Source organism: Nocardia sp. NPDC059240 (genome assembly GCF_042753865.1).
Taxonomy (GTDB): domain Bacteria; phylum Actinomycetota; class Actinomycetes; order Mycobacteriales; family Mycobacteriaceae; genus Nocardia.
Window position 1 is genome coordinate 813997 of the sequence record NZ_JBHZAC010000004.1, and the last position, 20975, is coordinate 834971.

The window sequence follows — 20975 nt, forward strand, 5'->3', positions numbered from 1 at the left end:
TTCTTCCCCCCTGTCGGCGTTGGGGGCTGCCCCCCCGGCCTAGCCGCCACTCGGCATTCCGGGGTCAAGGGATGCGGCGGGAGCAGATCGCTGCGGTCAGGTAGACCAGCGCGGCGGTCGCCAAGGGAAGCGCGAGGCCGGTGGTAAGGGTCATCAGAGACGCCAGAACTGCCACGCCCAAGGCCGAGCCGAACTGACGGGCGGCGTTGAAGGCTGCCGCCGCCAGGCCGGTGTGCGCGGGTCCGGCGGCCGAGACGGTCAGGCTGGTCGCGGCAGGCATGGTCAAGGCCATCCCGAATCCGGTGAGCAACAAAGCGATCGCGATGACCGGGTACGGGGTGTGCGGCCCGACGCAGCCCAGGCCGAACAGGCCCGCCGCACCCGTGGACATGCCGATCAGGATGACCCGCCGCGGCCCGTAGCGCGCGGTCATCCGGCCACCAAGCGCGGAGCCCACAATCCCGATCGCCATCTCCGGAAGCAGCGCGAGACCTGCGGTGGTAGGCGAATAGTGCAGGGACCGCTGGAAGAAGAGACTGATCACGAACAGCTGACCGTAGAAGCCGAAGTTCTGGGCGAAGCCGATCAGCGAGCTGCCGACGAAGGCGTGCGAACGGCGAAGACTGTTGGGCAGCAATCCTTTTCCGGAACGAGCAGCGTGCACGCCCAGCAGCAGCCCAGCGACCGCGGCCACCACGGCGACCGTCAGAGGCCCCGGTGGTACCGGACGCGCGCCCGCAAGGATCGCGGTCGCCGTGACACCTGCCACCGCAAGGGCGGCGGCAGCCTGACCGAACACCGGAATTGGTTGTGCGGCACCGAGAACCGGCGGCACGGTGCGATTCAGGAGCACCGCCGCCAGCGCGCAGATGGGCACGTTAACAGCGAAAATCGCAGGCCAGCCGATGTTTTCGGAAAGCACACCGCCGAGCACCGGCCCGCAACTGGCCGCTGTGGAGCCGATCGCACCCCAGATCCCGGTGGCGCGGGCGCGGTCCTTCGGATCGGGGTAGGTGTGGCGGATGAGTGCCAGCGAGGCCGGAATCAGCAGCGCCGCACCGATTCCCTGCAGAATTCGGGCGGCCACCAGCACCGCGACGGTGGGCGCGGCAGCGCAAGCCAACGAGGCAACCCCGAAGAACGCCAACCCCACCTGAAACGAACGACGAGCACCGAACCGATCGGCCAGCCCACCCCCCGCCATGAGCAGTGCCGCGAGCGTGACGGTATACCCGTCCACCACCCACTCCAGCCCCGCCACCGTGGTGTGCAACCCGACCGCCATCCGATCCAGCGCGATCGCAACAATGGTGGTGTCGAGAATGACGAGAAAATACCCCGCCGAGATCGCGGTCAACGCGAGCCCTCCGCTCGCGGCGCGGGTCGGTTCCAATGTCCGGGTCATGCCCCAAGCCTGGTGCGAAATCCCTTCGGCCCGAACCGAACCATCCCCACGGCACGAGAGGGGGTTAGGCGCTTCGCAGGGTTGTGGTGTCGACGCCCAGGGTTCGGTGCAAGGCTTGCCAGCCGTGGGGGGTGAAAGAGATAGCGCGCGGGGTTTTGCCTGGGGCACACCACTTTTCGTCGATCATTCGCTGGAGCAGCAGAGCGCCCAGGCCGCCTGACAGGTGGTGACGGCGCTCGGACCAGTCCACGCAGATGCGGACCGCCGTTCGGCGACCGAACCGGTGGGAATCCGTTGCGCTGATACCCAACTCGCTCAGGAGGGGGTGCGGGCCCGCCGCTGTCCAGCGACCGCCGATCATGTCGAGGGTTCCGCTGCCGCTCAGCGAGTCGAAGACCGCCACCCCGACCGCACCGGCCAGGTGGTCGTAGCAGGTGCGAGCGACTCGGAGATCGCGGTGGACGCGTGCGCCACGTAGCGAGCGGACGGGTTGGACCGGGGAGATGAGGGCCATCGCCTCGAGGACCTGGACTACCTCCGGCAGCGCAATGCTGTAGTAGCGGTGGCGGCCTGCCTTCTCCACTGTGAGCCAGCCCTGGTCGACCAGCTTCGCGAGGTGCTCGCTCGCCGTGGCCGCACTCACGCCACCGGCCCGTGCCAGCTCACCGGCGGGCTGGGCTCGGCCATCGGCCAGCACGGTCAGCATCCGGGCCCGGGCCGGGTCGGCCAGCAGTCGTGCGACAGCGGAGACATCCACGTCGCCGTCTCTGATCGGTTCCATGGGTCCAGTCTGCCGCTCGAACATTTCGGCACCGGCCGAACCGTCCCGCGTCAGAACAGGGTCATCGGATCGGTGGGGAGGGGGTCCGGGAGGGGGTCGAGTTGCGGGAGGTGGGAGCGGACTTCGGCGTGGAAGCGGCGGGCCAGGGTGCGGGCGGTGGCGTTGTCGGGGGTGTGGATGAAGATGGTCGGTGAGCGGCCCTCGCGCAGCCAGGCGACGGTGGTGTCGATCCAGGGCTGCCAGCCGGCGATGGTGGCGGCGGGGTCGTCGCGGCCGTGGTAGCGGACCATCGGGAATTCGGTGAGGGCCCGGCTGCGGCGGGGGTTGTTGGGTTTCTTGACCCGGGCCTCGTATTCGGCGGGGCTGGCGGCGGGCCCGGTGAACAGGACCGTGGTGTCGAAACTGACCCATTCCGCGTTGACCGCCTCCAGCATCGACTCCAGCTGCGCTGTGGCGCGCGGGTTTTCGAAGAAGACGGGGTGGCGGATCTCGACGGCGCAACGATAGTGCGCGGGCAGGCCCTCCAAGAGCTCGGCAAGGGCGGGGAGGTTGGTGAACGAAGCGGGCAGCTGCACCCACAGGGCGTGCAGGCGGCGGCCCAGCGGCTCGATGGCGTCGAGGAAGTGCGCCATCTCGTCGTCGATGCCGGTGAGGCGGCGGTCGTGGGTGATGGTGCGGGGCAGCTTCATCACGAAGCGGAAGTCGGGATCGGTTTGGCGGGCCCAGGATTGGACGGTGCGGCGTTGCGGGACGGCGTAGAAGGTGGTGTTGCCCTCCACCGCGTTGCAGTGCGAGGAGTAGTCGCGCAGGCGCTCGGCCGGGGGTAGCGGCTTCTCCTGCCAGTCCGGGTGTTGCCACATTGCGCAACCGACAAAAAGCCGCATACCTGTCACATTATGTCAATGACTTCCGGGGCCGCAGCCAACCGTAGGTAAGCTTTACCGCCCGAGTCCAGTTCTCGTATTCCTCGGCCCGCAGGGTGGGGTCCATGCGCGGCACCCACTGCGCGGCGACGCGCCAATTGTGGCGCAGGCCCTCGAGATCCGGCCAATAACCGACCGCGAGGCCTGCCGCGTAGGCCGCGCCGAGCGAGACGGTCTCGGCCACGATGGGCCGCATCACCGGGATATCGAGGACATCGGCGATGATCTGCATGAGCAGGTTGTCCGACGTCATGCCGCCCGCCACCCGCAGGGCCTGGGCCTGCAGTCCGGAGTCGGCGTTCATGGCTTCGAGGACGTCGCGGGTCTGCCAGGCCGTCGCCTCCAACACCGCACGGGCGATGTGTCCCTTGGTGATATACGAAGTGAGCCCGATCAGCAGGCCGCGCGCATCACTGCGCCAGTGCGGTGCGTAGAGGCCGGAGAAGGCGGGCACCAGGTAGCAGCCGCCATTGTCTTCGACTGTGCCCGCGAGGGTTTCGATCTCCGGCGCGCTGGCGATGAGCCCGATATTGTCGCGCAGCCACTGCACCAGCGACCCGGTGACCGCGATCGGCCCCTCCAGCGCGTACACCGGTTCCGGCCCCACCTGATAGCCGATGGTGGTGAGCAGCCCGTGCTCGGAGCGCACCAGTTCGCGCCCGGTGTTCATGAGCAGGAATCCGCCTGTGCCATAGGTGCATTCGGTCTCCCCCGGCGCGAAACAGGTCTGACCGAACAGCGCAGCGTGCTGATCGCCGAGCGCCGCCGCGATCCGCACCCCCGGCAGCACCCGCCGCGCCGTCCCGAATTCACCGGTGGAAGGCTGGATGTCGGGCAGCATGGCGCGCGGAATATCGAAGAACCGCAACAGTTCCGCGTCCCACTCCAGTGTGGACAGGTTCATCAGCAGCGTGCGCCCGGCATTGGTGACATCGGTGACGTGGATCCCGTGATCGGCTCCCCCGGTGAGATTCCAGATCAGCCAGGTCTCCATGGTCCCGAACAGCACCTCGCCGCGCTCGGCCCGCTCACGGAGCCCCGGCGTGCGATCCAGCAGCCAGCGCAGCCGCGGCGCGGCGAAGTAGGTGGCCAGCGGCAGCCCGCACAGTTCCCGGATCCGTTCCGCCCCAGCCGATTCCCGCATCTGTTCGACGAGCTCCTCGGTGCGCACGTCCTGCCACACGATGGCCCGGCCGATGGGCGTCCCGGTGTTCCGATCCCACACCACCGTGGTCTCGCGCTGATTCGCGATCCCGACGGCCGCCACCTGTTCCAGGGTGATCCCCGAATCCCGCAGTGCCGCAGGCACGATGCGCTCCACATTGCGCCAGATCTCCAGCGCGTCCTGTTCCATCCACCCCGGCCGCGGATAGTGCTGCTTGTGTTCGCGCTGCGCCACCCCGGTCAATCGGGCCCGCTGATCGAAGAGGATGGCCCGGGTCGAGGTGGTGCCCTGATCGATGGCCAGCACGTACTTCTGCGTCATTGTGAGCCTCCGAGATCGCGTGAGACAGCGGCCGCCGCGTCGCGAACCTGGGCGATCGGCGCGGGCCGGAAGTGCAGTTGCCCGTCGCAGAGCCGATCTATCGGCCCGCTGATGCCTATCGCACCGACCACCAAACCACCTCGGGAGCGAATCGGCGCGGCGACTCCAGCCTCGCCGGAACGGTATTCGCCGATCTCCCCCGCCCAGCCGGTACGCCGCACCTCGGAAATGGCGCGGCGCACGGTGATCGGATCGGTGATGGTGCGATGGGTGAGCGCGGGCAACCCGCTGTCCTCGACCGCGTCCGCCAGTTCCGTGTCGTAGGCCAGCAGCACCTTGCCCAGCGCCGTGGCGTGCGGCGGCAGTTCCTCGCCGACGGTCAGTTCCTGTTCGGTGTTGTCGGGCCGGAACACGTGGTGGATCACCACGACTCCCCCGTCCACGTCCGCGGCGATCCGCACCGATTCCCCGCTGCGGGCGGCCAGCGCGTCGGCCCGGTTGATGGCTCGCGAGCGCAGTTCGTTGGCGTCCAGCCGCCCGGCCCCGAGATCGGACAGCGCGGGACTCAATTGATATTTGCCGCTCCCCGCGTCCTGATCCACGAACCCCACGCCCTGCAGCGTCCGCAGAATGCCGTGCGCGGTCGGCTTGGCCAGTCCGAGAGCCGCGGCGATCTCCCCCACTCCCATGCGCCCGGACCCGCGGGCGAGTAGCCGCAGAATGGCCGCGGCACGCTCGATCGACTGAATCGGTCCCGGCATGCCCGTAACCTATCAGCAAACCGTTCGGCATTGTCGAACGCGTCGCCTGTCTTAGCGCCCTTTCACTTCGTAGCGTGGACGTCGGGCTTGCTGAACCCAGGCCCACCAGCGCAGACGGACTCAACGACGAGTTTGGTGGAAAGGACCGCGATGACGCAGTACGTCGGAGCCATCGACCAAGGCACGACCTCCACGCGATTCATGGTGTTCGATCACGGCGGCAATGTGGTTGCCCGCCATCAGCTCGAGCATGAACAGATTCTTCCGCAGGCAGGCTGGGTCGAGCACAACCCGGCGGAGATCTGGGAGCGCACCCGTACCGTCATCAAGAGCGCCCTCGCCGGCGCCCGCCTCACCGCAGCGGATCTGGTCGCCGTCGGCGTCACCAATCAGCGCGAGACCACCATCGTCTGGGACCGCCGCACCGGCGTCCCGTACTACAACGCCATCGTCTGGCAGGACACCCGCACCGATCGCATCGTCGCCGAGATCGACAAGGCGGGCAAGGGCGATCTCATTCGTCAGCGGGCCGGTCTGCCGCCCGCGCCGTACTTCTCCGGCGGCAAACTCAAGTGGATCCTCGACAATGTCCCGGGCGTACGGGCGGACGCGGAGAACGGCGACGCCCTCTTCGGCACCCCCGACACCTGGTTGATCTGGAACCTCACCGGCGGTGTGCACGGTGGCGTGCACGTCACCGACCCCACCAATGCCTCGCGCACCATGCTGATGGATCTCGAAACCCTGGACTGGGACGACGAATTGCTCGCCCTGTTCGATGTGCCGAAGGCCATGCTGCCGCGCATCGCGCCGTCCTCGAACCCGGAGGGCTTCGGCACCAGCTACCCCGACGGCCCGCTCAAGGGCGCGGTCAAGATCACCGGTGTGCTGGGCGACCAGCAGGCCGCGACCGTCGGTCAGGTCTGCTTCCGGCCGGGCGAGGCCAAGAACACCTACGGCACCGGTAACTTCCTCATGCTCAATACCGGTACGGAGATCGTGCACTCCAAGCACGGCCTGCTGACCACCGTCGCCTACCAGTTCGGCGATGAGAAGCCGGTGTACGCGCTGGAGGGTTCCATCGCCGTCACCGGGTCGGCCGTGCAGTGGCTGCGCGACCAGCTCGGCATCATCTCGGGCGCGGAACGCGTTGAGGCCCTTGCGCTTCAGGTGCCCGACAACGGCGGCGTGTACTTCGTTCCCGCCTTCTCCGGCCTGTTCGCCCCGTACTGGCGAGCGGACGCGCGCGGCGCGATCGTCGGCCTGTCCCGCTTCAGCAATAACGCCCACATCGCCAGGGCCACACTGGAATCCATCTGCTACCAGACCCGCGACGTGGTCGAGGCCATGCAGCAGGACTCCGGGGTCAAGCTCGACACGCTGCGCGTCGACGGCGGTGTCACCTCCAACGAACTGGCCATGCAGATCCAGGCCGACTTCCTCGGCGTCCCGGTCTCGCGCCCGGTGGTCGCGGAGACCACCGCGCTCGGCGCGGCCTACGCCGCCGGTCTCGCGGTCGGATTCTGGTCCAGCACAGACGAACTCGTCGCCAACTGGCACGAGGACAAGAACTGGCAGCCCACCATGACCGAACAGGCACGGCAGAAGGGTTACGCGCGCTGGCTCAAGGCCGTCTCGCGCACCCTCGATTGGGTCGATCTCGACGATGACGACGACCAGCACCGCTGAGCGGTCCCCACAGACTCACATCACCGATCACAAGGAGTATTTCGTGTCCGCACAATTGGATCCCGCCTACCGCGCCCGGGCGATTGATTCGCTCGGCGACACCGAAATCGACGTGCTCGTGATCGGTGGTGGAGTGACCGGAGCGGGCGCGGCCCTGGATGCCGCCTCGCGCGGTCTGTCCGTCACCCTGGTCGAGGCGCGCGACTTCGCCGCCGGTACCTCCAGCCGTTCCTCCAAGCTCATCCACGGTGGCCTGCGCTACCTCGAGCAGTACGACTTCGCCTTGGTCCGTGAGGCTTTGCGCGAGCGCGGGCTGCTGCTCAACAAGCTGGCCCCGCACCTGGTGCACCCGGTCTCGTTCCTGTTCCCGCTGCAGAAGCATTACGAGCGCTTCTACATCGGCGCGGGCATCGCCCTGTACGACACCCTGGGCGGCGCGCGCTCGGTCCCGATGCACCGGCACCTGAGCCGTTCCAAGGCACTGGAATTGGCCCCGGCGCTCAAGGAAGACGCCATGACGGGCGCCATCCGCTACTACGACGCGCAGGTCGACGACGCGCGCCACACCATGACGATCGCCCGCACCGCCGCCCAGCACGGCGCGACCGTGCTGACCCGCACCAAGGTCACCGGGCTGCTGCGCGACGGCGAGAAGGTCGTGGGCGCGAAGGTGATGGATCTGGAAACCGGTCTGGAGCACAGCATCCGGGCCAAGACCGTGATCTCGGCGACCGGCGTGTGGACCGACGACATGATCAAGATGACCGGCGTCGACTTCCCGTTCCACGTGCGCATGTCCAAGGGCGTGCACATCATGGTGCCGCGCGAGAAGCTGGATATGGGCAGCGGTATCGCCATGAAGACCGAGAAGTCCGTGCTGTTCGTGATCCCGTGGGCCGAGCACTGGATCATCGGCACCACCGACACCGACTGGTCGCTGGACAAGAACCACCCGACCGCCACCGCCGGGGATGTGCAGTACATCCTCGACCACGTCAATTCGCTGCTGCGCGAACCGCTTACGCGGGCCGACATCGTCGGCACCTACGCGGGCCTGCGGCCGCTGATGACCGGCGCGAACAAGGAGACCTCCAAGCTCTCGCGTGAGCACGCGGTCGCCGAGCCGGCCCCGGGTCTGTTCGTGATCGCGGGCGGCAAGTACACCACCTACCGGGTGATGGCCGCCGACGTGGTCGACGCCGCCGCCGAGCGTCTCGGCAGCGATGTCGCGCCGTCGGTGACCGCGAGCCTGCCCATCCTGGGCGCGGTCGGCTACCAGGACATGCTCGACACCGTCGCCGATGTGGCCGCGCGGGCCGAACTTCCGGTCGAGACCGTGGAGCACCTGCTGGGCCGCTACGGCTCGCTGTCGGAGGAGATCTTCGACCTCATCGCCGCGGTTCCCGCACTGCGCGAACCGATTCCGGGCGCGGAGGACTACATCGGGGCCGAGGCCGTCTACGCCGCCACCCACGAGGGCGCGCTGCACCTGGACGACCTGCTCACCCGCCGCACCCGCATCTCCATCGAGGTGCCCGACCGCGGCCTGAAGGCGGCCCCGGAGATCGCCCGGCTCATCGCCCCGCACCTGGGCTGGACCGACGAGCGCACCAACACCGAGATCAACCGGTACTTCGATCGCGTGCACGCCGAGCTGGCCGCCAATGAGGAGAACGACGACGAGGCGGCCAATACCGCTCGCCTGATCGCCACCGCCTGAACTCCATAGCAAGGCGTTTCCGAACTCCATAGCAAGGCGTTTCGACGTCGCGCGGACCTGTTGCCGCGCGGCGTCGAAGCCGTCTCCCGATTCATGAAAAGCGCCGTGCCGGAAGCATTTCCGGCACGGCGTCGGCGTTTTCGGAATCACGAAATTACCGGCCTGTTGGACTTGTGTCCGACGTCCCTCACCCTTTAGCGTGTTTCTAGATATTTGCTGAACGGTGGATAAGAGAATCCGGTTCAGAGTGGCATCGGACGCCGATCGGAAGGCGAATCAATGGGCTTCAGCTCTATTTTTGTCAGTGAAGCATTGGGCACCGGGGTACTGATACTCCTGGGCGCAGGCGTGGTTGCCAATGTGGTGCTGGCCAAATCGAAAGGCTTCGACGGCGGCTGGCTGCTCATCACCTTCGGGTGGGGCCTGGGCGTTTTCGGCGGCGTGTATGTCGCCTACAAGACCGGCGGTCACCTGAATCCGGCGGTCACCATCGGCAATCTGTTCTCGGGCGCGAAGGAATACGCCCCCGGTATCGAGGTGAATTTCACCAATACCGTTGCCTACCTGTCGGGTCAGCTGGTCGGCGCATTCCTCGGCGCGTGCGCCGCGTACGTGGTCTACAAGAAGCATTTCGACGAGGAGCCCGACGAGGGCAAGAAGCTGGGCGTATTCGCCACCGGCCCGGCCATCCGCTCCTACAAGTGGAACTTCCTCACCGAGGTCATCGCCACCTTCGCGCTGGTCTTCGTCATCCTCGCCTTCGGTAAGACCCCCAGCGGCCTCGGCCCGCTGGCGGCGGCCCTGCTGGTGGTCGGCATCGGCGCGTCGCTCGGCGGCCCGACCGGCTATGCCATCAACCCGGCCCGCGACCTCGGGCCCCGCATTGCCTACGCCCTGCTCCCCACCCGTCGCGCGGCGAGCGTTGCACCGGAACGGATTCCGGCGACCGTCGCGGCGGGCGGCGCGGCCCAGCGCGTCATCGAGGAGAACCCGGGCGACCCGGTCTCCTCCACCGAGAAGAACGCCGACTGGTCCTACGCGTGGGTCCCCGTGCTCGGTCCGCTCGTCGGCGGCGCGCTCGCGGGCCTCGTGGCCCAGTGGTACATGTAGTCCCCTCCCCCTCCAAGGCCCATCGACCTCGGCGAACGCCGAATGTCGGTGGGCCTTGTTAGTTTTCGCGTCATACCAAGTTCGACGCGGGGAGCAAGATATGAGCGGCGGGGAAACCACTTACCTGGAGCTGTCGGAGGACAGCGGTTCGGCACACAAGTTCTACGAGATCGTCGTCGCGGGGACCGGCGTGACGGTCCGGTACGGACGCATCGGGGATGCGGGGCAGAAATCGTCGAGTAACTATGCGACAGAAGAGAAAGCACGCGCGGCGGCGGCCAAGAAGATCGCAGAGAAGACCCGCAAGGGCTACGCACCGGCGGTGATGGGAGTGCGGGGAAAGCGGCCGATCACGCGGCGGGCCATCGTCAGCCAGCGTTCGACCGCGAAGAAGGCCCCCGTGCTGTGGACCTTCGATTCGGGTGCGCCCGCGTTCGGAATCTTCGCCGACGCCGAGCGCTGCCTGGTCGGCAATCAGCGCGGAGACGTCTTCACGCTGACCCCGGGCGGCGAGGTGACCGGGCATTTCAAGCTGCCCGATGGCGTGAAATGCATTGTGGCCGACGACTTCTGGATCTACGCGGGCTGCGACGACGGGCGCGTGTACGACCTGTCCGGGAAGGTGCCGCGGGCGGCCTACGATATCGCCGCCGACGTCGACATCTACTGGCTCGACATCCACGACGGCATCCTCGGCGTCGCCGATCGGCAGGGTGGGCTGACGGTCATCGACCACGAGGAGGAGTCGCTGTGGACGCGACGCTCCAGCGGTAATGCCGGATGGATGGTGCGCATCGACAAAGACGGTGTGTACCACGGGCATTCGAACGGTGTCACCGCCTACGGGCTGGCCACCGGCGACCAGAAATGGCATGTCGGCACCGCCGGCTCGGTGCTGTTCGGGTGGCAGGAGACCGACGCCGTGTACGCGGGCACCGCGCATCGGCAGGTACGCATGGTGGCCAAGGACGGGCAGGCCGAGCGGACCTATCAGTGCGACGCGGCCGTATTCTCCTGTGCCACTTCACCGGACGGTCGATACGTCTTCGCCGGTGACAACCATTCGTCCGTGTACTGCTTCGATGCCGAAGGCAAGCGGCTGTGGAAGCTGGCCACCGGCTGTGGGTCGGCGTATTCCATGCAGTACCACGACGAGAAGCTGTATCTGGTCACCACCAACGGCACCCTCGCCTGCCTGGATGTCAGTCAGCCCGCCATCGGCAATGCCGAGCAGGGTGTGCTGCCGGAGACCCTGTCGATCAAGGCCCCCGAGATGTCGGCCGTGGCCCCCAGCGCCACCGTGGAGGTGACCGCCGACGCCGGGAACGGCATCGTGGTCGAATGCGTCCAGGAGGGTACGCACCTGCGCGTGCACGTGGTGTCGGACGGCTACCAGCGCGGCTGGAATGTGCAGTTCCCCCGCGAGATTCGCGAGGCCGGGGTGCGGTACGTGGTCGACGCGGTCTCCGAGTCGGCGCGCGGCGGGTTCTACCGGGTGCGCGGCGACATCCGTAAGCTGCGCTGAGCAGGCCGGATCAGGCTCCTACGCTGGACAATTCGCCGGGGGTCGCGCCCAGACGGTGAAAGTGCTCGGGGCCGACCTCGACGAAAATGGCCTGGCCGGTGGCGATGACGGTGTCGCCATCGGTCAGCGTGCTGTCGATGAAGAATTTGCGGCCCTCCCGGGCACGCAGCAGCGAAGTGACCACCAATTCCCGGTTCAGGCGGGCGGGGGCGGAGAACGTGACGTCGAGTTTCACGGTGACGGCCGACAACCGCAGGGGCATCAGGATCGAGCCGGAGGCTTCGTCCAGGGCCGCCGCGATAATGCCGCCGTGCGCGACGCCGGGCGCGCCCTGATGCCGCTCATCCATGGTGAAAGTGCCACGGACGGTGTCACCGCGACGCTCGAAGGCGATCCGCGGCGAGGCCGGGTTCGAGGGTCCGCAGCCGTAGCAGTGGGCGTGGTGCGGCGGGAAAGGGCCCTCGGCGAGCAGGTCCCCCAGGGGCAGCGGCGCGACGGCGCGATCTTTCTCCATACCGATAAGTTAACCCAGATTCGAAACCGGGTGAGGCATCGGTACGGGTCGAATAACCGACCGGGTTCCATGTATTGGGAATTCGGTTCCACATTCTGACAGCGGTGCGAGAATACCCGGGTCAGACATCGGATCTACTCCGAGAGAACGTCATGAACCGCATCGCTCGCCGCATGGCCGCCGTTATCGGCATCCTGATCGCAGCCGGGACCACGGCCTGCGGCTCCGACCACTCCACCACGACACCGGCCGCTCTCACGGTTCGATCGGGCATCCCGAATTCCGCCAAGAAGTTCGAGGTCGTCAGCCCGGACCTGAAGGACGGGCAGGCCATGCCGCAGGGCCAATGGGCCAACTCGAACGGTTGCACCGGCGGCAATCAGGCCCCGAAAGTACAATGGTCGGGCGCGCCCGCCGACGCGAAGAGTTTCGCGGTCACCATGTTCGACGTGGACGCGCCCACCGGCAGCGGCCTGTGGCACTGGCTGACCTGGGATATCCCCGCGACCGCCACCGACCTGACCGCCGCCCCGAATGCCGTCTCCGGCACCAACGACCTCGGCATGGCGGGCTACCTCGGCCCCTGCCCGCCCACCGGCGACGGCCTGCACCACTACTGGATCACGGTGCTGGCCTTGGACACTCCGACTCTCGGTCTGCCCGCCACTACGCCGCCGGCCCTGGCCGCGTTCGCGCTCTACCACCGCATCCTCGGCTACGCCCGGATGACCGTGACCGCCCAGCAGTGAGCGAGGTCAGCGTTTGCCGCTGGACGCTTTGCTCTTGCCGTGGCCATTGCCGTTGGCGCTCTTGGCATTCGGCTTGGACTTGTCCTTGCCGACGCTGAGGATGGATTCCTCGGTGATGGTGGCGTCGGTCTTCTTGCCGCCGGTGTGGTGGATGGCCTCGATCTGCAGGCCGTTGTCGTCGGCGTCGATGCGGACCGTGTCGCCGGGGGCCAGCGAGCCCTCGAGCAGCTTGCGCGACAGGGCGTTGTCGAGTTGCTTCTGGACCGTACGGCGTAGCGGGCGGGCACCGAATTCGGGCTGATATCCGTTGTCCGCCAGCCAATCCATGGCCTTGTCGGAGACATCGAGGGCGATGTCCTGGGCGTGCAGGCGGCGGCGGGTGCCGTCGAGGACCAGGTCGACAATGGTGCGCAGTTGGGCCTTGTCGAGGCGGTGGAAGATGATCTGCTCGTCGAGGCGGTTGAGGAATTCGGGGCGGAACTGCTTGCGCAGGCGCTCCTCCAGCTGCGGTGTGATCGATTCCAGCTCACCGTCTTTGGCGCTCAGGATGAGGTCGGAGCCGATATTGCTGGTGAGGATGACGATGGTGTTCTTGAAATCGACGGTGCGGCCCTTGGAATCGGTGACACGGCCGTCGTCGAGCAGCTGCAGCAGCACGTTGAACACGTCCGGATGCGCCTTCTCGACCTCGTCGAACAGAATCACCGAATATGGCTGCCGCCGTACCTTGTCGGTGAGCTGGGCGGCATCGTCGTAGCCGACGTATCCGGGCGGCGCGCCGACCAGCCGCGACACCGTGTGCTTCTCCTGGAACTCGCTCATATCGAAGCGGATGAGCCGGTCCTCGTCGCCGAACACGGCCTGCGCCAACGCCTTCGCGAGTTCGGTCTTGCCGACGCCGGTGGGGCCGAGGAACAGGAACGAACCGATGGGCCGGCCGGGGTCGCCCAATCCGGCGCGGGCGCGGCGCACCGCCTCGGCCACCGCCACGATGGCCTCTTCCTGGCCGATCACCCGCTTGTGCAGATCCTGTTCCAGCTTCAGCAGTTTCGCGCGCTCCTCGGTGGTGAGGTCGGCGACCGGGATGCCGGTGCGCCGCGACACCACCTCGGCAATATCCGTCATCTCCACCGTCGGGATCGAAGTGCGGTCCACCTCGTCGGCGGTCTTGCGCTCGGTCTTCGCGATTTCGGCCTTGATTTTGTTGGCCTTCTCGTAATCCTCGGCCGCGACGGCGGCGTCCTTCTCCCGATTCAGGTGCGCGAGCTTGTCTTCCAGCTCCCGAACCTTCGGATCGGGGGTGCGCTCGCGCAGCCGCACCCGCGCGCCCGCCTGATCCACCAGATCGATCGCCTTGTCCGGCATGAACCGGTCGGTCAGGTAGCGGTCGGACAGTTCGGCCGCCGCGATCAGCGCCTCGTCCAGGTAGCGCACCTGGTGATGCTCCTCGTACACGTCGGCGAGCCCGCGCAGGATCTCGATGGTGTCGGCCACCGACGGCTCGGACACCATGACGGGCTGGAAGCGGCGCTCGAGCGCGGCGTCCTTCTCGATGTAGCGACGGTATTCGTCGATGGTGGTCGCGCCGATGGCATGCAGTTCGCCGCGGGCCAGCGCGGGTTTGAGCATGTTTCCCGCGTCCATCGAACCGTCGCCACCGCCGCCCGCGCCCACGATGGTGTGCAGTTCGTCGATGAAGACCACCAATTCGTCGGAGTGCTCGCGCACTTCGTCGAGCACCTTGGTGAGCCGCTCCTCGAATTCGCCGCGATACTTGCTGCCCGCCACCATGGCGCTCACATCCAGCGCGATGACGCGGCGGTCCGCGAGCGTCTCGGGGACATCGCCATTGACGATGCGCTGGGCCAGGCCCTCCACGATGGCGGTCTTACCGACACCGGGATCGCCGATGAGCACCGGATTGTTCTTGCGACGGCGGGAAAGGATTTCGACGGTCTGCTCGATCTCCTCGGCCCGCCCGACCACCGGGTCCACCTTGCCCGCACGGGCTTCGGCGGTGAGGTCACGGCCGTACTCGTCGAGGGTCGGGGTTTCCGAGGGCTCCTTCGCGGCGGTGGCGGCCGCGGGCATCTTGGTGCTCGCCAGGGCCTGTGCGGCCGGACTCTCGTGCACACCGGCGATGCCGAGCAGGATGTGCTCGGGACCGATGTAGCTGCTGCCCGCCTCGGCGGCACTGCGCTGCGCGGTGCGCAGGGCGAGCTTCGCACCCGGGCTCAAGGCCAGCGCGTGATCGTCGCCGTGCGCGCCGACGCCGCTGCCCGCGGCAGTCTGCATCTGCTTGCGCAGTTGCTCGGGCTCCCTGCCGATTTCGGCGATGATGCTCTTGGACGGTTCGACCGCGGCGGCGGCGTAGAGCAGGTGTTCCGGGGTGATCTCGGCGCTGCCCCAGTCGTGCGCGGCCTGCCGCGCGTCCTCCACGATCTGTTTGGCGCTCTCGCTCAGCAAACGCGTCAGATCGATGCGTTGCACCGGGGGCTGGCGGGACATTCCGGATCCGAAGAAGCGGCTGAAGATGTCGTCGAAGGAATCGAAGGATCCCATCGAACTGGGCCAACCCTGGGTCATGGTCACCTCGCGGCTCGGGTATCAGCTAACTGATGGCGAACTCGGCATCCACAGTAGTAGCCTCGGCCCGGACGGCAAGGGGCCGTGATGACTTTGTTTCGTTCGATCGAACGGAGTCCGATGAGCACGATCTACGACGATCTCGATGCCCGCGCGGCGGCCGTGGCCCGGCAGGTGATCGGCTGGCGGCACCACCTGCACCAGCATCCGGAGCTCTCCAACCGCGAGGTGAACACCGCGGCCCTGATCACCGATCATCTGAAATCGTTGAGCCTGGACGAAGTTCGCACCGAGATCGCCGGTCACGGCGTGGTCGGGGTGCTGCGCGGCGGGCAGCCGGGCGAACGGGTCATCGCACTGCGCGCCGATATCGACGCGCTGCCGGTGCCGGATCTGTGCGGGGTGCCCTTCGCCTCGCACGTGGTGGATCAGAAGTATCCGGGCGGGCCGTTCCCGGTCTCGCACGCCTGCGGGCACGACTGCCACACTTCGATGCTCATGGGCGCGGCCACGGTGCTCGCGGGCGTGCGCGAAAAGCTGCCCGGCACGGTGCTTTTCGTCTTCCAGCCCGCCGAAGAGGGGCCGCCGATCGCCGAAAAGGGCGGCGCGAGCGAGATGCTCGCACAGGGCGCTCTCGACCATCCGGTGCCGACCATGGCGTTCGGATTTCATGTGACGCCATATCCCAAGGGCTACATCGGATATCGGGTCGGCAATCAGTTCGCGGCGTCCTGCCTGGTCAAGATCACCATCACCGGACAGCAGGTGCACGGCTCGACCCCGTGGATGGGCATCGATCCGATGCCGGCGGCGGGCGCGATCCTCACCGGGGTGGGCCAGATCTACCGGCAGGTCAATGCTTTCGATCCGGTCACCGTGAGCATCGGACACGTCGAGGACGTCGGACGCTTCAATATCATCGGCCAGACCGTGACGCTGTGGGGCACGATCCGGTGCGCGGTCGAGAGCGATATGAGCCAGGTGCAGCAGCGGCTACGGACCTTGGCGGTCAATTCCGCTGCGGCCTACAACTGTTCGGCCACCATCGAATTCCTGCAGGATGTGCCCGCGGTGCACAACGAGCAGGCGTGGATGGACGCGGCCCTGCCCACCTTCCGCCGGGTGGCGGGGGAAGATCGGGTGGTCGCGACCGGCGCCACCCTCGGATACGACGATGTATCCGAGTTCGTCAACAAGTACGGCGGGTTGTACGTGACGCTCGGCGTGCAGGATGCCCAGCTCACCCCCGAAGGCATGCCGACGCCGATGCCGGGCGGACGGGGACTGTTCATGAACCACAATCCGCACTTCTACGCCGACGACGACACACTCGTCACCGGGGTGCGGCTACACGCACAGGTGGCCTACGACCACCTCAAAGGCGCGCTAGTACCGGCATGAACGGCGCGTAGTCGCGAACGTGGCCTTCGGTCCAGTCCCACAACGAGTTCGGGTCGACGGCCACACCGCGCTGCAGCATCAGTCGCCAGCCGCTGTCGTTCTTCTCCCAGATATCGCCGTCGCGGTCGACGTACATGCCGGAGTTCTCGGGCTCGACACCGACGTCACCCATTCCCCGGGGAAAATCCAATCGCTTCGCCACACCAACCATCCCCTTAAATCTCGGGTTGTTTCCAACCAGAAGTATTGTCCCCGCCTCTTGCGGTTCACTTCCGGTTCGGTTGCGCGATTCCGGCAAACTGTTAGCATTGGCAACAAATATCCGTACCAGATGGTCTTCTTCATGGACACGGACGGTCGCAACAATCCGACAACTATTCCGCAACCTTTTGGCATCTCCAGGTTTTTGAGGGATAGTGCTCTTCTTGCGGCGAACGTCCAGTTCGCTTCCCGTCGCAGGAGGACCCGATGGCAGGCGCGGAGCTGAGAGTGCTCGGCCCCCTGCATCTGTCCGTCGACGGTCACGACGCCGCCCTCGGCACCCCCATGCAACGCGCCGTCCTCGGCCGGCTCATCGTGGCCCGTGGCCAGGTCGTGAGCACCGAGCGGCTGATCGACGACCTGTGGTCCGGGTATCCGCCACCCAAAGCCACCGCCGTGCTGCAGGTGCACATCCACACCCTGCGCCGGCTGTTCGAACCGCAGCGACCGCGTCGCGCGCCGTCCCGTTTCATCGTGTCGGAGTCCTCCGGATACGCCCTGCGGATCCCCGAGAACGCCGTCGACGCATGGCATTTCGAACAGCAGCTGCGCACATATCAGGAACTGGTCAGCAATCCGGATATCCGAACCGAACCCGCCGAACGCAACGCCCTGCTGGAGGCCGCGCTCGCGTTGTGGCAGGGCCCCGCGCTGGAGGCGTTCGCCGAAACCGAGTGGGCCGCAGCCGAAGCCGACCGCCTCACCGACCTCCACCTCACCGCCGTCGAACTCAATGCCCGCACCAAACTCGAACTCGGGCGACCCGGTGATGTGGTCCGCGAACTCCGCCAGCTCTTCGAGGACCACCCCGGCCGTGAGGAGATCGTGCGCCTGCTGGCCCTGGCCCAATATCAGCTGGGTCAGCAATTGGAGGCCCTCACCACCATTCGCCGCTCCCGGGACTTCCTCGCTACCGTCTTCGGCGTCGACCCCACCCCCGCGCTGCGCGAACTCGAGATGGCCATCCTCAACCACTCGGCCACCCTGACCGCGGCCGTGGAACCCGGGCACCGCCGGATCGGGACGACGAGTGACACCGGTGCGGCGACCGGCAATCCGGGCACCTCGAGCATTGCCCCGGCAGACCCGGAAGAGTCCACGCCAGGGCCGGGGGCCGTCATTGTCAGCGCCGATATGGCCCCGGCGGTCGGCGGGGAAACATCGGCCACAGCTGCCCCGACCATCGAATCCCATTCCGCCACCGGCTATACCACCGAACTGTCCGAGCTCCTGAGCACCGCCGAGGCGGCCCGCGGCGGGCGATTGCGCCTGGCGTGGGTGGCCGGTGAAGCCGGAATCGGCAAGACCGTACTCGCCGAAGCCACCTGCTCGGCCCTCGCGACCGCGGGCTGGACGGTAGCCGTCGGCACCTGCCCGGAAATCGACGGCGCGCCCACCGCGTGGGCCTGGTCGGAGATCCGCGCCGCCCTCGACGGCCACGAACGGCGGGCCGGCGGATACCCGGCCTCCCCGGCTGACGAACCGGTGCTGGACAGCGCCACCGGCAGTTTCGAACGACCGGCCGCACCACCGCTGGTTCTCGACAGCGATCGGCCCGGCTCATCCGCACCGAACGGGGCCCGCGACAGCGACCCGAACGCGTGGCCGACGGTGCCGGACGCGTCTCTCTCCGCACGGGCGGCGGGTTCCGGAGCGCGGGACGGGAGCGCGGACGGGTTCGTACTGGCCCGCCTTATTGCCGAGAAGTGCAGGCGCGCAGCACGCGTCGGGCCGGTGGCGTTGCTGCTGGAGGATGTGCAGCGGGGGGATGCGGCGACGCTGCAGGTGCTGCGGCAGGCGGTGAGCTGGTTGCGGGACGAGCCGGTGTTCGTGCTGGTCACGCTGCGGCGGTCGGAAGCGACACAGGGGACGCACAATACGGTCGCCGCGCTGGCGCAGCACACGGGCGCGTGGGTGGAGCTCACCGGGCTGGATCTCGAGGGCACGCGGCGGACCGCGCTGGCGACCGGGCTGGGCGAAATCGACGACGAGGTGCTCGAGCAGTTGCATCGACGGACCGGCGGTAGACCCTTGTTCGTGCGGGAGGTAGCGAAAGAGCTTGCTGCGCACGGGAATTTGGACGGCGTGCCGGATTCGATCCGGGAGTTGATCGAAGACCGCATCGCGCAACTGCCGGACGGCGTCACCGAGGTGCTGCGGCAGCTGTCGATCTGGGGGGACAGTGTCGACCTCGCACTGCTGAGCACGGCGGCGGAACTGACCGAGGACACCGTGATCGACCTGGTCGCGGCGGCCGAATCGGTGGGGCTGGTGGATTCCGGCAGCGGCGGCAGCATCCGATTCGCGCACCCGCTCATCCGCGACGCCGTCTACCTGAGCATTCCCCCTCTTCGACGCGGCCGAATGCATTGGGCCGCATTGGAATTGCTGGAGACCCATGCGGCGGTCTTTCCCGCGGTGGCACGCGATCCGGACGTGCTCGCCCGGCACGCGATTGCGGGAGCGACCGCCGAAACAGCGCCGCGGGCAATCGAATACGTGGAACGTGCGGCCGAACGCCGCAGCAGTCGCGGCATGCGCAGCGCCAGCGTGCGGCTGCTGCGGTCGGCGGTGGACCTGCACCGGCTCGCGCGCCACGACGCCGATCACGCGCCCGCCGCCGATCGAATCGGGCTGCTGCGCACCCGATGTGCGCTGGTCACCGCGCTGGCCTACGACAACCGGCACCGAGAGGCGCGGGCCGAGCGCGACCGTGCACTCACCCTCGCCGAACAGCTCGACGACCCGGACCTGGAGACGCGAGCACTGACCTGCTGGCGCGCCCCGGTGATCTGGGCGATCCGCGACTGGCGCAATCCCGATCAGCACATGCGCCGGGCGCTCTCGCGCGCCCTGGCCCGCCACGGCGTGCGCCCAGCGATGCTGGCCCTGCTCGAAGGCTCCGCCACCGCAGTGCGCGGTTCGGCCCACGCGGCACCGCCCGGTTCAACAGACTCGACACCACCCGGATCGGGGGACCGGGTGCCGCCTGCGGCCGACCGCGCCACGGGAATCGAGTCGATCGGTGCGGCGGAAATGCTGGCGGGTAGGCATGATTCGACCGATGCGATGGACGGTGAGCTGGTGTTGCTGCTGGTGACCGCCACCTTCGAGACCGGGTTGGTGGAGTATTCGACCGGGCATCGACTGGCGACGCTGGCGCTCGAGGTCGCGCGGCGCACCGGAGATCCCGAATTGCTGTGTACCGCCATCAACGCGGTCGCGTACCTGGCCTACGACTACGACGCGGAGTTCTCGGCGCTGGTCGATGAGCTGGAGGCGGTGGCCACGGCCGCCGGGCTGGCCGAGTATCGCGCGCTCGCACAATATCTGGGATATCGGGCGGCGGTGGCGCGGGCCGATCTGCGGGAGGCCGGGCGGCGGGTGGCGGCCGCGGTGGAGTTCGCCGACGAGGGACAGTTGCGGCCGCTGCTGGATATGGTCAGCTGCTTCGCGGCAACGATGGAGCTGCTGCGCGGCGATATCGACCGGGCCGACGGGCTGTATACCCAGTTCACCACCCGTACCAGGCAATCCGGCGTGGCCAATCACGCGGAGTCGGAACTGTTCTGCGCGCTCTCGATCGGCTGGGCCCGCCGCGAACTGGGCGGGCTGCTGGAGCGGCTCGCCGCGGCCTATGCGGCATTGCCCGCGGCGGCCGCACCCGCCTACACCCTCGCCTTACTGCAGGCCGGGCAGCGCGAGCGGGCCCGGGAGGTGTACGAGGATTCGGATCCGATTGCGGCGGGCTTCTATCCGGTCCTCATGTCGGCATTCCGGGCGGTAGCCGCCATCGAGCTCGGCGACACTCCAGCAATTGCCCGGCTCTATGAATTCCTGAGCCCGCACGGCGGCACGCTCATCGGGTTGGAAACCGGGCTGACCGAGTTCGGTCCGATGGACTCGATCCTGGCCGAACTGGCCGCGGCCCGGGGTGACGACGACGCGGCCGCGGCGCATCGCGACCGCGCCGAACGCCTGCTGGAAAGGATTCGCGCGGAACTCCCCGAGTGCGGAAGCGCACTGTTGCGCGCCGCCTGAGCACAACCGGCAACCGACGGAAT

15 protein-coding genes are annotated in these 20975 nt (G+C 67.6%); 7 read left to right on the forward strand and 8 right to left on the reverse strand.

All coding sequences use genetic code 11. The features are described from left to right. Positions 1-64 precede the first annotated feature (64 nt). From ACFXHA_RS18420 to ACFXHA_RS18440, 5 genes are all read right to left on the reverse strand, one after another. Complete coding sequence (locus ACFXHA_RS18420; protein WP_379358113.1) at positions 65-1405, reverse strand: MFS transporter; 1341 nt, start codon at positions 1403-1405, stop codon at positions 65-67. A 64-nt stretch (positions 1406-1469) separates the two neighbouring features. Further along, positions 1470-2186, reverse strand: coding sequence for an ArsR/SmtB family transcription factor (locus ACFXHA_RS18425; protein ID WP_379358115.1), 717 nt, complete (start codon positions 2184-2186; stop codon positions 1470-1472). Between the two features lie 50 nt (positions 2187-2236). Then, a complete protein-coding gene (locus tag ACFXHA_RS18430) occupies positions 2237-3070 on the reverse strand; it encodes a DUF72 domain-containing protein (protein WP_379358117.1) in 834 nt (277 codons plus the stop codon). Between the two features lie 10 nt (positions 3071-3080). Continuing rightward, positions 3081-4595, reverse strand: coding sequence for a glycerol kinase GlpK (gene glpK, locus ACFXHA_RS18435; RefSeq protein ID WP_379358119.1), 1515 nt, complete (start codon positions 4593-4595; stop codon positions 3081-3083). Then, on the reverse strand, positions 4592-5356 hold the full coding sequence (locus ACFXHA_RS18440) for an IclR family transcriptional regulator (protein ID WP_379358121.1): 765 nt from the start codon (positions 5354-5356) through the stop codon (positions 4592-4594). Before ACFXHA_RS18440 ends, glpK (ACFXHA_RS18435) begins: the two co-directional genes overlap by 4 nt. Positions 5357-5506: 150 nt before the next feature. Here ACFXHA_RS18440 and glpK (ACFXHA_RS18445) point away from each other — a divergent pair, with 150 nt between their 5' ends. The 4 genes from glpK (ACFXHA_RS18445) to ACFXHA_RS18460 all read left to right on the forward strand — a co-directional run bounded on the left by glpK (ACFXHA_RS18445) (position 5507) and on the right by ACFXHA_RS18460 (position 11400). Beyond that, positions 5507-7045 (forward strand): glycerol kinase GlpK, encoded by a 1539-nt coding sequence (glpK, locus tag ACFXHA_RS18445; RefSeq protein WP_379358123.1) that lies wholly within the window; start codon positions 5507-5509, stop codon positions 7043-7045. A gap of 43 nt (positions 7046-7088) precedes the next feature. After that, positions 7089-8765, forward strand: a complete 1677-nt coding sequence (gene glpD / locus ACFXHA_RS18450; RefSeq protein WP_379358125.1) for a glycerol-3-phosphate dehydrogenase — start codon at positions 7089-7091, stop codon at positions 8763-8765. A 279-nt stretch (positions 8766-9044) separates the two neighbouring features. Next, complete coding sequence (locus ACFXHA_RS18455; RefSeq protein ID WP_379358127.1) at positions 9045-9875, forward strand: MIP/aquaporin family protein; 831 nt, start codon at positions 9045-9047, stop codon at positions 9873-9875. A gap of 100 nt (positions 9876-9975) precedes the next feature. After that, positions 9976-11400, forward strand: coding sequence for a WGR domain-containing protein (locus ACFXHA_RS18460; protein WP_379358129.1), 1425 nt, complete (start codon positions 9976-9978; stop codon positions 11398-11400). Positions 11401-11410: 10 nt separating this feature from the next. On the opposite strand, the gene ACFXHA_RS18465 is transcribed toward ACFXHA_RS18460, so the two are convergent. After that, complete coding sequence (locus ACFXHA_RS18465; RefSeq protein ID WP_379358131.1) at positions 11411-11914, reverse strand: PaaI family thioesterase; 504 nt, start codon at positions 11912-11914, stop codon at positions 11411-11413. A gap of 152 nt (positions 11915-12066) precedes the next feature. Here ACFXHA_RS18465 and ACFXHA_RS18470 point away from each other — a divergent pair, with 152 nt between their 5' ends. Beyond that, positions 12067-12663: a YbhB/YbcL family Raf kinase inhibitor-like protein gene (locus ACFXHA_RS18470; protein WP_379358133.1), complete on the forward strand. Its 597-nt coding sequence runs from the start codon at positions 12067-12069 to the stop codon at positions 12661-12663. Positions 12664-12669: 6 nt separating this feature from the next. On the opposite strand, the gene ACFXHA_RS18475 is transcribed toward ACFXHA_RS18470, so the two are convergent. Continuing rightward, positions 12670-15225 (reverse strand): ATP-dependent Clp protease ATP-binding subunit, encoded by a 2556-nt coding sequence (locus ACFXHA_RS18475; RefSeq protein WP_379358135.1) that lies wholly within the window; start codon positions 15223-15225, stop codon positions 12670-12672. A 144-nt stretch (positions 15226-15369) separates the two neighbouring features. Between ACFXHA_RS18475 and ACFXHA_RS18480 the strand changes: the two genes are divergently transcribed. Next, positions 15370-16650, forward strand: coding sequence for a M20 family metallopeptidase (locus ACFXHA_RS18480; protein WP_379358137.1), 1281 nt, complete (start codon positions 15370-15372; stop codon positions 16648-16650). Here the strand turns inward: ACFXHA_RS18480 and ACFXHA_RS18485 are convergent. Continuing rightward, entirely contained in the window at positions 16625-16852 is a 228-nt protein-coding gene (locus tag ACFXHA_RS18485; RefSeq protein WP_379358139.1) for a hypothetical protein, read from the reverse strand. The two genes, ACFXHA_RS18480 and ACFXHA_RS18485, sit on opposite strands and share 26 nt — an antisense overlap. A gap of 266 nt (positions 16853-17118) precedes the next feature. Between ACFXHA_RS18485 and ACFXHA_RS18490 the strand changes: the two genes are divergently transcribed. Next, on the forward strand, positions 17119-20952 hold the full coding sequence (locus ACFXHA_RS18490; protein ID WP_379358141.1) for a BTAD domain-containing putative transcriptional regulator: 3834 nt from the start codon (positions 17119-17121) through the stop codon (positions 20950-20952). The last annotated feature ends 23 nt before the right edge of the window (positions 20953-20975 follow it).